13 protein-coding genes are annotated in these 13,957 nt (G+C 58.6%); 9 read left to right on the top strand and 4 right to left on the bottom strand.

All coding sequences use genetic code 11. The annotated features are described in order from the left end of the window. Positions 1-16: 16 nt before the first annotated feature. Positions 17-940, top strand: a complete 924-nt coding sequence (gene pbpG / locus ACWHWP_RS15585) for a D-alanyl-D-alanine endopeptidase (protein WP_447855967.1) — start codon at positions 17-19, stop codon at positions 938-940. 96 nt (positions 941-1,036) lie between these two features. On the opposite strand, the gene ACWHWP_RS15580 is transcribed toward pbpG, so the two are convergent. Then, positions 1,037-1,591 (bottom strand): GNAT family N-acetyltransferase, encoded by a 555-nt coding sequence (locus ACWHWP_RS15580; RefSeq protein WP_063432222.1) that lies wholly within the window; start codon positions 1,589-1,591, stop codon positions 1,037-1,039. A 112-nt stretch (positions 1,592-1,703) separates the two neighbouring features. Then, positions 1,704-3,452: a D-lactate dehydrogenase gene (gene dld, locus ACWHWP_RS15575; protein ID WP_059311482.1), complete on the bottom strand. Its 1,749-nt coding sequence runs from the start codon at positions 3,450-3,452 to the stop codon at positions 1,704-1,706. Between the two features lie 189 nt (positions 3,453-3,641). Here dld and bglX point away from each other — a divergent pair, with 189 nt between their 5' ends. The 5 genes from bglX to ACWHWP_RS15550 all read left to right on the top strand — a co-directional run bounded on the left by bglX (position 3,642) and on the right by ACWHWP_RS15550 (position 9,836). Next, positions 3,642-5,939, top strand: coding sequence for a beta-glucosidase BglX (gene bglX, locus ACWHWP_RS15570; protein WP_059311481.1), 2,298 nt, complete (start codon positions 3,642-3,644; stop codon positions 5,937-5,939). Between the two features lie 145 nt (positions 5,940-6,084). Next, positions 6,085-7,002, top strand: a complete 918-nt coding sequence (gene osmF / locus ACWHWP_RS15565; RefSeq protein ID WP_447855966.1) for a glycine betaine ABC transporter substrate-binding protein OsmF — start codon at positions 6,085-6,087, stop codon at positions 7,000-7,002. Positions 7,003-7,014: 12 nt separating this feature from the next. Then, positions 7,015-8,172 (top strand): ABC transporter permease, encoded by a 1,158-nt coding sequence (locus ACWHWP_RS15560; RefSeq protein ID WP_447855965.1) that lies wholly within the window; start codon positions 7,015-7,017, stop codon positions 8,170-8,172. Next, entirely contained in the window at positions 8,165-9,115 is a 951-nt protein-coding gene (locus tag ACWHWP_RS15555) for an ABC transporter ATP-binding protein (protein ID WP_447855964.1), read from the top strand. Before ACWHWP_RS15560 ends, ACWHWP_RS15555 begins: the two co-directional genes overlap by 8 nt. Next, positions 9,099-9,836, top strand: coding sequence for an ABC transporter permease (locus ACWHWP_RS15550; RefSeq protein ID WP_063431416.1), 738 nt, complete (start codon positions 9,099-9,101; stop codon positions 9,834-9,836). Before ACWHWP_RS15555 ends, ACWHWP_RS15550 begins: the two co-directional genes overlap by 17 nt. Here ACWHWP_RS15550 and ACWHWP_RS15545 read toward each other — a convergent pair. Together ACWHWP_RS15545 and mlrA are read right to left on the bottom strand one after the other, a co-directional pair. Further along, positions 9,811-9,924, bottom strand: coding sequence for a protein YohO (locus tag ACWHWP_RS15545; protein ID WP_008500895.1), 114 nt, complete (start codon positions 9,922-9,924; stop codon positions 9,811-9,813). The two genes, ACWHWP_RS15550 and ACWHWP_RS15545, sit on opposite strands and share 26 nt — an antisense overlap. Positions 9,925-9,993: 69 nt before the next feature. Continuing rightward, positions 9,994-10,734 carry an HTH-type transcriptional regulator MlrA gene (gene mlrA, locus ACWHWP_RS15540; RefSeq protein ID WP_063431414.1) on the bottom strand — a complete coding sequence of 247 codons (741 nt, stop codon included), beginning with the start codon at positions 10,732-10,734 and terminating at the stop codon, positions 9,994-9,996. A 217-nt stretch (positions 10,735-10,951) separates the two neighbouring features. On the opposite strand from mlrA, the gene ACWHWP_RS15535 reads away from it, so the two are divergent. The 3 genes from ACWHWP_RS15535 to ACWHWP_RS15525 are packed head-to-tail and all read left to right on the top strand — an operon-like array spanning position 10,952 to position 13,867. Further along, entirely contained in the window at positions 10,952-12,637 is a 1,686-nt protein-coding gene (locus ACWHWP_RS15535; protein ID WP_047346538.1) for a sensor histidine kinase, read from the top strand. Then, entirely contained in the window at positions 12,631-13,350 is a 720-nt protein-coding gene (gene btsR / locus ACWHWP_RS15530) for a two-component system response regulator BtsR (protein ID WP_447855963.1), read from the top strand. The genes ACWHWP_RS15535 and btsR overlap by 7 nt, the downstream gene beginning before the upstream one ends. A 46-nt stretch (positions 13,351-13,396) precedes the next feature. After that, positions 13,397-13,867, top strand: coding sequence for a YehS family protein (locus tag ACWHWP_RS15525; protein WP_047346536.1), 471 nt, complete (start codon positions 13,397-13,399; stop codon positions 13,865-13,867). Positions 13,868-13,957 lie beyond the last annotated feature (90 nt).

The raw sequence follows: 13,957 nt of genomic DNA, 5'->3' as shown, positions 1-13,957 counted from the left end.
TATCAGAAGTCTCACCATGCTGAAATTCCGAGTTTCTTTACTTAGCCTGGCGCTGCTGCTGGGTGTGTCCGCTGCCGTGCCGGCCGTCGCTAAAACGCCCGCGGTGACCGCCGCCGCTGCCCAGCCGCAAATTGCGTCCGGCAGCGCGATGATTGTCGATCTCAACACCAATAAGGTGATTTACGCCAGCCACCCGGACCTGGTGCGCCCGATCGCCTCGATTACCAAATTAATGACCGCGATGGTGGTGCTTGATGCCCATCTGCCGCTGGACGAAAAGCTGAAAGTGGATATCAGCCACACGCCGGAGATGAAAGGGATCTACTCCCGCGTGCGTCTGAACAGTGAGATCAGCCGAAAAAACATGCTGCTGCTGGCGCTGATGTCGTCTGAAAACCGCGCTGCGGCGAGCCTGGCGCACCACTATCCGGGCGGCTACGACGCCTTTATCCGTGCGATGAACGCGAAAGCCAAAGCGCTGGGGATGAGCAACACGCATTACGTTGAGCCGACGGGTCTGTCGATCAACAACGTCTCCACGGCCCGCGACCTGACGAAACTGCTGATAGCCAGCAAGCAGTACCCGCTGATTGGACAGCTCAGCACCACCCGTGAAGAGATGGCGACCTTTGCGAACCCGGCCTACACGCTGCCGTTCCGCAATACTAACCATCTGGTTTACCGGGATAACTGGAATATTCAGTTAACGAAAACGGGCTTTACCAACGCGGCAGGACACTGTCTGGTGATGCGCACCGTGTTTAACGGTAAGCCGGTGGCGCTGGTGGTGATGGATGCCTTTGGCAAATACACGCACTTTGCCGATGCCAGCCGTCTGCGTACCTGGATTGAGACCGGGAAAGTGCAGCCCGTTCCGGCCGCGGCATTGACGTATAAAAAGCAGAAAGCGGAACAGATGGCGACGGCGCAGAACGATTGAGTCTCCTCTGCGCGCTGATGCCCTCACCCCGACCCTCTCCCACAGGGAGAGGGAGAAAAGACTAAAAAAACGGTAACCCAGGTTACCGTTTTGCTTTTATTCCGGCAGCGTCCAGTCCCCGTCGTTGAGCGGGCGCTGCATAATCACCGTATCCCGCCAGTCGCCTTTCTTATATCCCACGCTGCGCAGCTGGCCGACAATCTCGAAGCCATGTTTTTTATGCAGCCGCAACGAGCCGGAATTATTATTGCCATCACCCACCACGGCAACCATCTGCCGCCACGGGCCTTGTTCGCAGCGTTCAATCAGCGCGGACATTAACGCTGAGCCAAAACCGCGCCCGGTTATGCTGGCATCCACGTAAATTGACTCTTCTAAGGTATAGCGGTAGGCGTGTCGCGGACGGTAAGGGGTGGCGTAGCAATAGCCCACCACGATGCCGCGATACAGCGCGATAAGCCACGGTAAACCGTTCTCAGCCACACTTTTCATACGATGACGCATTTCATCGACGGTGGGGGGGACTTCTTCAAATGACGCGCGTCCGTGAAGCACATGCCAGGCATAGATGGCGGCGATGGCGTGCACATCATCGGGAAGGGCATCGCGCACTTCCAGTTCGGTCTCGGATAAAACGTCAATAGCCGACATGATGTGCCCGCTCCTCGTTATAGAAAGCCGGAGAAACGTTTCTCCGGCGACAGGCAGTTACTCTATAATGATTAAGGAGCGCTAAACAATCTCTCAAATTTGGCTGTAGGAATTAATCAGACGCTTGCGTAATCTGCTGCTCCGTACCAGCACTTTCTTTCCAGTATTTATTCCGCGTTGTTTTACCAATGCCGGGATTCATGCTGTTTGTAGGGTCATTCTCGCGATAAAACTGCTTAAGTGCGTCTGGGGCTTTATAAAGATGCCCGACGTTGTGTTCTGCAGGATATTGTGCGCCACGCTCGTGCAGCAGCGCGAGCATCTGCTCCTTCAGCGCGTGCGCGTCGACCCCTTTTTTGACAATGTAGTCCTGATGGAAGACGTAGCACATAAAGTGGCCGTAATAGAGTTTGTGCACCAGCTTGCTGTCGATTTCCGGCGGCAGGTGTTCAAACCACTCGGTGTCGTTGCGTCGCAGGGCGATATCCAGCGCCAGAATATCTTCTACCTCTTCGGAATGCACCGCCTGATAACGGATGGCGGCGCCCGCGGCGGCAAAGCGGTGCAGGAACGCTTTGCTGCCCTCTTCAGGCGTACAGGCAAAGAAATCCCCTTCGGCGGTTTTAAAGAATTCGCTCAGCCAGGTCTGCGCTTCGGCGATCCCGTCCCCGGCCATTTTCAGCAGCAGATGGTGCTCGTACTTGTCGCGCCAGGTTTTCATCCTCTCCGGTAAATGCGCCGGGAAAACGTTGCCCAGCTTCTGCATAAAGCGGTCGGTGAAGTGGGGTTTAAACAGCGACACTTTCTCCAGCATCGCGTCGGTGCGGCCCTTCATGGTGAAGAAGAACGGCATTTTGTCGGTGCCGAGCTTGTCGATCATCAGGAAGGTATCTTTGCCGTAGCGCTCGGCGATGTCGTAAATGTCCCGGTGCATATACTCGCCGGCCACCGGCAGGTGGGTGAATTCACCCAGAATATGACGGCGGATCTCCGTCAGAACCTCAGGCTGGTTGGTACCGATGTAAAACACCTGCTGCTTTTTCTCTGCCGGGAAGGTGTCGAGACGCACCGCAAAAACGGCCAGCTTGCCCGCACAGCCGGAGGATTCAAACAGGCGATCCGGGTCGGCGTTATAGCGCGCCGGCGTATCGGCTTCGATATCCCGCACGCGGGTCACGTAGTCATGATCGTGCGCATGACGCCCGTCGTGCTGAACGTCTTCGTCCTTCACGCGATCGTCGTCGAGCTTGCTGAGGATCTGCTCCGGCGTCACGCCCAGATCGATACCGAGATGGTTAACCAGCGTCAGCTTGCCGTTTTCGTCAATGCGGGCAAACAGGGACATCTCGGTGTAGGCGGGACCGCGCTGCACCAGCGAGCCGCCGGAGTTATTGCAGATCCCACCGACCACCGAGGCGCCAATGCAGGAGGAACCGATCACCGAATGCGGCTCACGGCCCAGCGGCTTAAGCGCTTTTTCCAGGGAGTAGAGCGTCGTGCCGGGGAACGCCAGCACCTGCTCGCCTTTATCCAGCAGGTGCAGCTTGTCGAGGCGCAGGGTGCTGATAATGACGATGTCGCGATCGTAATCGTTGCCGTTCGGCGTTGAACCTTCGGTCAGGCCGGTATTGGCCGCCTGCATTAAAATAATCTTGTCGGCGGCGACGCAGGCGCTCAGCACGCGCCACAGTTCAAGCAGCGTGCCGGGGAAAACCACCGCCAGCGCTTCGCCCTGGCCGGAGCGGAAACCCTTACGGTAGCGGGCGGTTTTGGCCGGGTCGGTAAGCAGGTGAGAGGAGCCAACCAGGCGCGACAGTTCGTTAATAAAAGTTGTGTTATCGTTTGTTCGAACAGAAGACATCTTCCACTCCTTGTGGTGGGGCAAATTTCTCGCTGTAAAGCATAGCGCGATTAACTGTTAAGCGGTCGAGTATTCACGAGAAAAATCAGAGAATAACCCTGCAACGTTCAGAGGGTTTGTGGCACACTGCGCTTTTCGCACGGTTTGGCCGAGATCTTCCGGCGGTTATTGATGAGAGAGTAAAACGACATGAAATGGCTATGTTCTGTAGGTGTCGCCGTCAGCCTGGCGCTGCAACCTGCGCTGGCAGAGGATTTGTTTGGTAATCACCCGCTCACGCCTGAAGCCCGCGACGCGTTTGTCACGGAATTGCTCAAAAAGATGACGGTTGATGAGAAAATCGGTCAGCTGCGTCTTATCAGCGTCGGCCCGGATAACCCGAAAGAGGCCATCCGCGAGATGATCAAAGACGGGCAGGTGGGCGCCATCTTTAATACCGTCACCCGCCAGGATATCCGCAAGATGCAGGATCAGGTGATGGATCTCAGCCGCCTGAAAATTCCCCTGTTCTTCGCCTATGACGTGGTGCACGGCCAGCGTACCGTTTTCCCGATTAGCCTCGGCTTAGCCTCCTCCTTTAACCTCGACGCGGTGAAAACCGTCGGGCGCGTGTCGGCTTATGAAGCCGCGGACGATGGCCTGAACATGACCTGGGCGCCAATGGTGGACGTCTCGCGCGATCCGCGCTGGGGCCGCGGCTCGGAAGGCTTTGGTGAAGATACCTATTTAACCTCCACGATGGGCAAAACTATGGTGGAAGCGATGCAGGGCAAAAGCCCGGCGGATCGCTACTCGGTGATGACCAGCGTCAAGCACTTCGCGGCCTATGGCGCAGTGGAGGGCGGGAAAGAGTACAACACCGTCGACATGAGCCCGCAGCGCCTGTTTAACGACTACATGCCGCCGTACAAGGCTGGGCTGGATGCGGGCAGCGGCGCGGTGATGGTGGCGCTGAACTCGCTGAACGGCACGCCAGCGACGTCCGATTCCTGGCTGCTGAAAGACGTGCTGCGCGACCAGTGGGGCTTCAAGGGCATTACCGTTTCTGACCACGGGGCGATTAAAGAGCTGATCAAACACGGCACCGCCTCCGACCCGGAAGACGCGGTGCGCGTGGCGCTCAAGTCCGGCATCAACATGAGCATGAGCGACGAGTACTACAGCAAATACCTGCCGGGGCTGGTGAAGAGCGGCAAGGTCACGATGGCGGAGCTGGACGATGCCGCGCGCCACGTGCTGAACGTGAAATACGATATGGGGCTGTTTAACGATCCTTACAGCCACCTGGGTCCGAAAGATTCTGACCCGGCGGACACCAACGCCGAGAGCCGTCTGCACCGCAAAGAAGCGCGTGACGTGGCGCGCGAAAGCCTGGTGCTGCTGAAAAACCGCCTCGACACGCTGCCGCTGAAAAAATCCGGCACCATTGCCGTGGTGGGCCCGCTGGCCGACAGCAAGCGCGACGTGATGGGCAGCTGGTCTGCCGCAGGCGTGGCCGACCAGTCTGTGACCGTGCTGACCGGGATTAAGAGCGCCGTGGGTGATAACGCGAAGGTGGTGTACGCCAAAGGGGCGAACGTTACCAACGATAAAGACATCGTCGCCTTCCTCAACCAGTACGAGGAAGCGGTGAAGGTCGATCCGCGCACGCCGAAGGAGATGATCGACGAGGCGGTGAATACCGCGAAGCAGTCTGACGTCGTTGTCGCCGTCGTGGGCGAAGCGCAGGGGATGGCGCATGAAGCCTCCAGCCGTACCGATATCACCATTCCGCAGAGCCAGCGCGATCTGATCGCCGCCCTGAAGGCCACCGGCAAGCCGCTGGTGCTGGTGCTGATGAACGGTCGTCCACTGGCGCTGGTGAAAGAAGATCAGCAGGCTGACGCTATTCTGGAAACCTGGTTTGCCGGTACCGAAGGCGGTAACGCCATCGCCGACGTGCTGTTTGGTGATTACAACCCGTCTGGCAAGCTGCCGATGTCCTTCCCGCGCTCCGTCGGGCAGATCCCGGTCTACTACAGCCACCTGAACACCGGTCGTCCGTACAACGCCGACAAGCCGAACAAGTACACCTCGCGCTACTTCGACGAAGCCAACGGCCCGCTGTATCCGTTTGGTTACGGCCTGAGCTACACCACCTTCAAGGTCTCCGACGTGAAAATGTCTGCACCGACCCTGAAGCGTGACGGCAACGTCACCGCCAGCGTTGAGGTGACCAACACCGGCAAGCGCGAAGGGGCGACGGTTATCCAGATGTACGTTCAGGACGTGACGGCCTCCATGAGCCGTCCGGTGAAACAGCTGCGCGGCTTTGAGAAAGTCACTCTGAAACCTGGCGAAACCAAAACCATCAGCTTCCCGATTGATGTGGATGCGCTGAAGTTCTGGAACCAGCAGATGAAATACGATGCGGAACCGGGCAAGTTTAACGTCTTTATCGGCGTGGATTCCGCCCGGGTGAATAAAGGCGAGTTCGAGCTGCTGTAACCCTTCCTTCCTTTGCCTCCCCCGTCCTGCGGGGAGGCGTCTTACCTTATGCTAAAAAGGCATTTTGACGGTTAATCCCGCCGTTTTAAGCTACGCTTTTCTCTCAAGCCTCTGAAAAAGGCAGCAAAAAAATGAGGATAGTAGAATGACGATTGCAAAGGGGATGTTGGGATCGGCGGTGCTGCTGGCGGCGCTGAGTCTGCCGCTACAGGCGGCGGAGCCGGTAAAAGTAGGCTCAAAGATTGATACCGAAGGCGCGCTGCTCGGCAATATTATTTTGCAGGTGCTGGAAAGCCACGGCGTGAAAACCGTCAATAAAGTCCAGCTCGGCACTACGCCCGTCGTGCGCGGCGCGATTACCTCCGGTGAGCTGGATATCTACCCGGAATACACCGGCAACGGCGCGTTTTTCTTTAAACAGGAAAACGATCCGGCATGGAAAAATGCCAACGCCGGGTATGAGAAAGTCAAAAAGCTGGACGCGGAGCAGAACAAGCTGGTCTGGCTGACCCCGGCCCCGGCCAACAATACCTGGACTATCGCGGTGCGCAAGGACGTGGCGGAGAAAGGTAAGCTGACCTCGCTTGCGGATCTCAGCCGCTATCTGAAAGAGAAGGGCGACTTTAAGCTTGCGGCATCCGCGGAGTTTATCGAGCGTCCTGACGCGCTGCCCGCGTTTGAAAAAGCCTACGGCTTCAAGCTCGACCAGCCGCAGCTGCTTTCGCTCGCAGGCGGGGATACCGCGGTGACCATCAAGGCGGCGGCGCAGCAAACCTCTGGCGTTAACGCGGCCATGGCCTACGGTACCGACGGTCCGGTGGCGGCGCTTGGCCTGCAAACCCTGACCGATCCGAAGGGCGTACAGCCGATTTATGCCCCGACCCCGGTCGTGCGTGAGGCGGTGCTGAAAGCGTATCCGGAGATTGCCGACTGGCTTAAGCCGGTCTTCGAAAAGCTGGATGAAAAAACGCTGCAACAGCTGAATGCCAGCATTGCCGTCGAGGGGCTGGATGCCAAAAAAGTGGCCGCCGACTTCCTGAAACAACAAGGGCTTGTGAAGTAACGGGAAAGGGCTGTGCCAATAAAATGTCATAACCGCGTACTGCTGCTGTTGGCCTGCGTGGCCATCGCGGCAGTCGCGCTGCCGTTTGTGAATGTTGCCCCTAACCGCCTGATGTCAGGGGAAGGGCGCTATCTCTGGGAAGTGTGGTCGTTCACGCCGTGGTGGCTGACGGCGGCGCTGGGCGCGTGGGTTGCGCTATCGCTCTGGCAAGGGCGCACGGCGCAGTGGCTGACGCTGCTCCTCGCTGAAGGGCTGTTTATCATCCTGTTCTGGGGGGCCGGGCAGGCGGCGACGCACATGGCGTCTGCGGAAAGCCCGCTGGCGAGAACCACGGTGGGCAGCGGCCTCTGGCTGTGGCTGGCGCTGTGTCTGCTGGCCTGCAGCGATGCTATTCGTCGACTCATCTCCAGCGCCGTCTGGCGCTGGGTGCTCAACGCACAGATATGGTGTATTCCGCTATTCCTGCTGTTCAGCGGTGAGCTGAACAATCTCTCGCTGTTAAAAGAGTATGCCAACCGTCAGGAGGTGTTTGATGATGCCCTGGCGCAGCATCTGACGATCCTCTTCGGCACGCTCTTTCCGGCGCTTCTGCTCGGGATCCCCCTGGGCATGTGGTGCTATCGCCATCCTTCACGTCAGGGCGGGGTCTTTGCCGTGCTCAACGTTATCCAGACCATTCCCTCCGTCGCGCTGTTTGGTCTGCTGATTGCGCCTCTGGCCGGGCTGGTGAAGTCGTTTCCGGTGCTGGGAACGCTCGGGATAGCCGGAACGGGGTTAACGCCCGCCCTGATCGCGCTGGTGCTGTACGCGCTGTTGCCGCTGGTGCGCGGCGTGGTCGCGGGCTTAAGCCAGGTCGCGCCGGATGTGCTGGAAAGCGCCCATGCGATGGGCATGAGCGCGCGGCAGTGTTTCTGGAAGATTCAGCTGCCGCTGGCGCTGCCCCTGCTGCTGCGAAGCCTAAGGGTGGTGGCGGTACAAACCGTCGGCATGGCGGTGATTGCGGCGCTGATTGGCGCGGGCGGCTTTGGCGCGCTGGTGTTTCAGGGGCTGCTGAGCAGCGCCCTGGATCTGGTGTTATTGGGCGTGGTTCCCACGATTGCACTGGCGGTTGTCGTCGACGCGCTGTTTGCCTTATGGCTCGCGCTGATCAGGAGAAGAGCCAATGATTGAATTTCATGATGTCAGTAAAACCTTTACCGGCCGTCCAGCGGCGAGCCATCTGAACCTGAACTTTGCCGAGGGCGCGTTTTCCGTGCTGATTGGCACCTCCGGCTCGGGAAAATCCACCACGCTGAAGATGATCAACCGGCTGGTTGAGCACGACAGCGGGGCGATCCGCTTTGCCGGAGAAGAGATCCGCAGCCTGCCGGTGCTGGAGCTGCGTCGCCGGATGGGGTATGCCATTCAGTCTATCGGCCTGTTTCCGCACTGGACGGTGGCGGAGAACATTGCCACCGTGCTGCAGCTGGAGAAATGGTCGCGGGCTAAAATCGCTGACCGCGTTGATGAACTGATGTCTCTGCTGGGGCTCGAGCCCGCGCTGCGTGACCGCTATCCGCACCAGCTATCCGGGGGCCAGCAGCAGCGCGTCGGCGTGGCGCGCGCGCTGGCGGCCAATCCGCAGGTGCTGCTGATGGATGAACCCTTTGGCGCGCTGGATCCGGTAACGCGCGGGGCGCTACAGGCGGAGATGACCCGCATTCACCGCATTCTCGGACGCACGATCGTTCTCGTGACGCACGATATTGATGAAGCTCTGCGCCTGGCCGACCATCTGGTGCTGATGGATCACGGCGAGGTGGTGCAGCAGGGCTCGCCGCTTGAGCTATTAACATGGCCGAAAAACGACTTTGTGCGCGAGTTTTTCGGCCGCAGCGAGCTGGGCGTCAGGCTGCTCTCCCTGCGGACGGTCAGCGACTATATGCGTCGCGAAGAGGTGCCGGCGAGCGGCGAACCGTTGCAGGAGCAGATGAGCCTGCGGGATGCTCTCTCCGCGTTCGTCGCGCGCCAGTGCGAGGTATTGCCCGTTTCGGACGCCCGCGGGGCGCCGTGCGGAACCTTACACTTTCGCGATCTGCTGGCAGGGGAGGTGACGCGTGAAGGCGCTGCGTGATCCGCTCCTCTGGCTGGTAGCGCTCTTTGTTGCCTTACTGGTTCTGATGCCGCACAGCGCGCCGCTGTTTAACGCCCTTTTTCCGGGGCTGCCGCGGCCGGTGTATCAGCAGGAGAGCTTTGTTAATCTCGCCCTGGCGCATCTCTGGCTGGTGGCGCTCTCAAGCGTCATTGCGGTTGTGCTGGGCACAGGCGCTGGCATCGCGGTCACGCGGCCTGCGGGGCGGGAGTTTCGTCCGCTGGTAGAGACGATTGCGGCCATTGGACAGACGTTTCCGCCGGTGGCGGTGCTGGCGATAGCGGTTCCGGTGATGGGCTTTGGCCAGCAGCCCGCCATTATTGCGCTGATTCTGTACGGCGTATTGCCGGTGCTGCAGGGCACGCTTGCGGGCCTCGCGGCGGTACCGGCGTCAGTGCTGAGCGTGGCAGAAGGGATGGGGATGAGTCGCGGCCAGCGGCTGCGCAAGGTTGAACTGCCGCTTGCGGCACCGGTTATCATTGCCGGGATCCGCACGTCGGTCATTATTAACATCGGGACGGCGACCATTGCGTCTACGGTCGGCGCCAGTACGCTGGGAACGCCGATTATTATCGGCCTGAGCGGGTTTAATACGGCTTACATCGTGCAGGGAGCGGTGCTGGTCGCGCTGGCGGCAATCGTCGTCGATCGCGTTTTTGAGCGGCTGGCACAGTACCTCAGCCGACACCGCCGCGAACAATAAACGAGTATCCTGCCAGCATCACGCCGCCGATACCGCTCACGGCCATCAGGACAAAAAGGGTAATAATGGCCAGTTTGGTTGCCTTCATCATGTGCTCCTGTTGTTAACGGAGCAATTATACGGTGAAGCGCAGGTGTTAATGAACCATTAAATGCCGTTATGGTTCATCCGGGCCAAGGGAATAAACCGGATAACCATTCTCTCGCCATTGTGACAGCAGCTGCTGCTGAGAGGCGGACGGCACTTCACCACACCAGACCAGCAGGGTCTGGCCGTCGAAAAACTCAGGCTTAAGCTGCGCCAGGGAGTGCGCAAGGACATCCACGCGCCAGCCCTTTTGGGTCGCGATCCACGCTTCCAGCCACAGGCGAGTGGTATCGTGCACGTTCCAGCCGACCACCAGCGCATCTTTACCGGCCTTGTTCTTTGCCGAGGCAAGGCAGACGGCGATGTAGTTGATCAGCACCCCGTCGAGCAGGCTGAGCAGCGCCTGCAGGGTGGACTGCTGGCACTGCAGGCGTCGACGGAGCGGAATAAAAAGATGGCTAATCAGGGTCTGTGCCGGATACTCGCGGCCCTGCTCTTTTATCCACGCGCGCAGGCGCTGCAGGTTGCCCGCCTGCAGGAGCCGCAGCAGGGTTTCCTGCTGTTCGCGCCAGCGGTGCTGCGTGTCAGGGTCGTCGTGGCTGAGCAGGGACTTTACTTTACCGACCTGCACCCCGTTGTCGATCCAGCTTTTGATCTCGCGGATCCGGTCGATATCGGCATCGTTAAAAAGGCGATGCCCGCCGTCCGTTCTCTGCGGTTTAAGCAATCCGTACCGTCGCTGCCACGCCCGTAGGGTAACGGGATTGATATCACAAAGGAGTGCCACTTCACCTATCGTGTAAAGCGCCATATTCGCCCCCTGGCTTACGCGTCCCCAGCTTAACTGTAGACCCACTTTGCTGAACCAGGAAGAATTGATTGTTTTTTGCACAAATAATGCGAAGCGTATGCGATGTTCTGAAAAAGGTGTGATAACGGACACGATTTTGCGCTTTTTTGGGATGCTTCAAAGAAAGTTGAGCCGCATCGGTGTATGTTACGCGTTTTTAGCGTGTGCGGTTTTGAGTATGTACGAGTTTAATCTGGTGCTGCTGTTGCTTCAGCAGATGTGCGTGTTTCTTGTCATTGCCTGGCTGATGAGTAAAACGCGCCTGTTTATCCCGCTGATGCAGGTCACCGTACGTCTGCCGCATAAGCTGCTCTGCTACGTCACCTTCTCCATTTTCTGCATCATGGGGACCTATTTTGGTCTCCATATCGAAGACTCTATTGCCAATACGCGCGCTATCGGCGCGGTGATGGGCGGGCTGCTCGGCGGTCCCGTCGTCGGTGGCCTCGTCGGCTTAACCGGAGGACTGCATCGCTATTCCATGGGCGGGATGACGGCGCTGAGCTGTATGATCTCGACGATCGTGGAAGGGCTGCTCGGCGGGCTGGTGCACAGCTACATGATTAAGCGCGGCCGGCCGGATAAAGTCTTTAGCCCGATTACCGCCGGGGCGATCACCTTTGTGGCCGAAATGGCGCAGATGGCCATCATTCTGCTGATCGCCCGTCCGTTTGAAGATGCGCTGCACCTCGTCAGCAGTATTGCCGCCCCGATGATGGTGACCAACACGGTGGGCGCGGCGCTGTTTATGCGTATTCTGCTCGACAAGCGCGCCATGTTTGAGAAGTACACCTCGGCCTTTTCCGCCACGGCGCTGAAGGTCGCCGCGTCGACCGAAGGGATCCTGCGCCAGGGGTTTAACGAAGAGAACAGCATGAAGGTCGCGCAGGTGCTCTACAAGGAGCTGGACATCGGCGCGGTGGCAATAACCGACCGCGAGCGGCTGCTGGCCTTTACCGGCACCGGGGACGATCACCATCTGCCGGGTAAACCCATCTCTTCAGCCTATACGCTGCGCGCCATTGAAACCGGTGAGGTGGTGTATGCCGACGGTAACGAAGTGCCTTACCGCTGTTCGTTGCATCCGCAGTGCAAGCTGGGCTCTACGCTTGTGATTCCGCTGCGCGGGGAAAATCAGCGGGTGATGGGCACTATCAAGCTGTATGAGGCGAAAAACCGTCTGTTCAGCTCGATCAACCGCACGCTGGGGGAGGGGATCGCCCAGCTGCTGTCAGCGCAAATCCTCGCCGGGCAGTATGAACGGCAGAAAGCGCTGCTGACGCAGTCGGAGATTAAGCTGCTGCATGCCCAGGTTAACCCGCATTTCCTGTTTAATGCCCTCAACACGCTCAAAGCGGTGATCCGCCGCGACAGCGATCAGGCCGCGCAGCTGGTGCAGTTTCTGTCGACCTTTTTCCGCAAAAACCTGAAGCGGCCGTCGGAGATCGTCACCCTCGCCGATGAGATTGAGCACGTGAATGCCTATCTTCAAATTGAGCAGGCGCGTTTCCAGTCGCGCCTGCAGGTCTCGCTCTCCGTTCCGGACGAGCTGGCGTATCAGCATCTCCCGGCCTTTACCCTGCAGCCTATTGTGGAAAACGCCATTAAGCACGGCACGTCACAGCTTCTCGGAACAGGAGAGATAACCATTGCCGCCAGCCGTTTCAACCACCATCTGGTGCTGGACATTGAAGATAATGCCGGGCTATATCAGCCTTCCGCCTCCGGCGGTTTGGGTATGAGCCTGGTGGATAAACGCCTGCGCGCCCATTTTGGCGATGACTGCGGCATTACCGTCGCCTGTGAGCCAGACCGATTTACCCGTATTACCGTACGACTGCCGCTGGAGGAAAACGCATGTTAAGAGTGCTGATTGTGGATGACGAGCCGCTGGCACGGGAAAACCTGCGCGTTCTGCTGCAGGAGCAGCCTGATATAGAGATTGTGGGAGAGTGTGCGAACGCCATTGAGGCCATCGGCGCGGTTCACAAGCTGCGCCCGGACGTGCTGTTCCTCGATATTCAGATGCCCCGAATTAGCGGGCTGGAGATGGTCGGCATGCTCGACCCGGAGCATCGCCCCTACATCGTGTTTCTGACGGCGTTTGATGAATATGCCGTTAAGGCCTTTGAGGAGCACGCGTTTGACTATTTACTCAAGCCGATTGAAGAGAAGCGTCTGGAAAAAACGCTCGCCCGCTTGCGCCAGGAGCGAAACGCACAGGACGTTACGCTGCTCCCGGAAAACCAGCAGCCGCTGAAGTTTATTCCGTGTACCGGGCACAGCCGGATTTACCTCCTGCAGATGGATGACGTGGCGTTTGTCAGCAGCCGCCTGAGCGGCGTATTTGTCACCAGCGCGGAAGGGAACGAAGGGTTTACCGAGCTGACATTGCGCACGTTGGAGAGCCGCACGCCGCTGATCCGCTGTCATCGTCAGTATCTGGTCAATATGGCGCACCTGAAGGAGATCCGCCTGGAAGATAACGGCCAGGCCGAGCTGGTGCTGCGCGCGGGGCAAACCGTACCGGTCAGCCGCCGCTACCTGAAGAGTTTGAAAGAGGCGATTGGGCTGTAAAACTGGTACACTGCGCGCCATTGCATCATCGACATTCGAAGGCTCTATGCTAAGTAACGATATTCTTCGTAGCCTGCGCTACACCCTGAAAGCAAACAATAACGACATGGTGCGCATTCTTGCGCTGTCGGACATGGAATCCACGTCTGCCGGTTTCGACACCTGGATGACCAAAGAAGATGAAGAGGGCTTTGTTCGCTGCCCTGACATCATTCTGTCGGGTTTCCTGAACGGCCTGATTTACGATAAGCGCGGCAAAGATCCGGAAGCGCCAGAGCTGGCGCTGGAGCGTCGGGTGAATAACAACACGGTGCTGAAAAAGCTGCGCATTGCGTTCTCGCTGAAAACGGACGATATCGTGGCGATTATGACGGAGCAAAAATACCGCGTATCCGTGCCGGAAGTGACCGCCATGATGCGCGCGCCGGACCACAAAAATTACCGCGAGTGCGGCGACCAGTTCCTGCGTAATTTCCTGCGCGGGCTGACCCACCGGGTGCATCATCCGAAGGGGTGATTTTTAGCCGGGTAGCGGCTTCGCCTTACCCGGCCTAAAAAACCGTAGGCCCGTGCAAGCGTAGCGCCGCCGGGCAAAAAAAAAGCCGGA

This window comes from Enterobacter sp. WI-ESBL-E8 (genome assembly GCF_053364895.1).
This window is presented reverse-complemented; position numbering and strand designations above follow the sequence as displayed.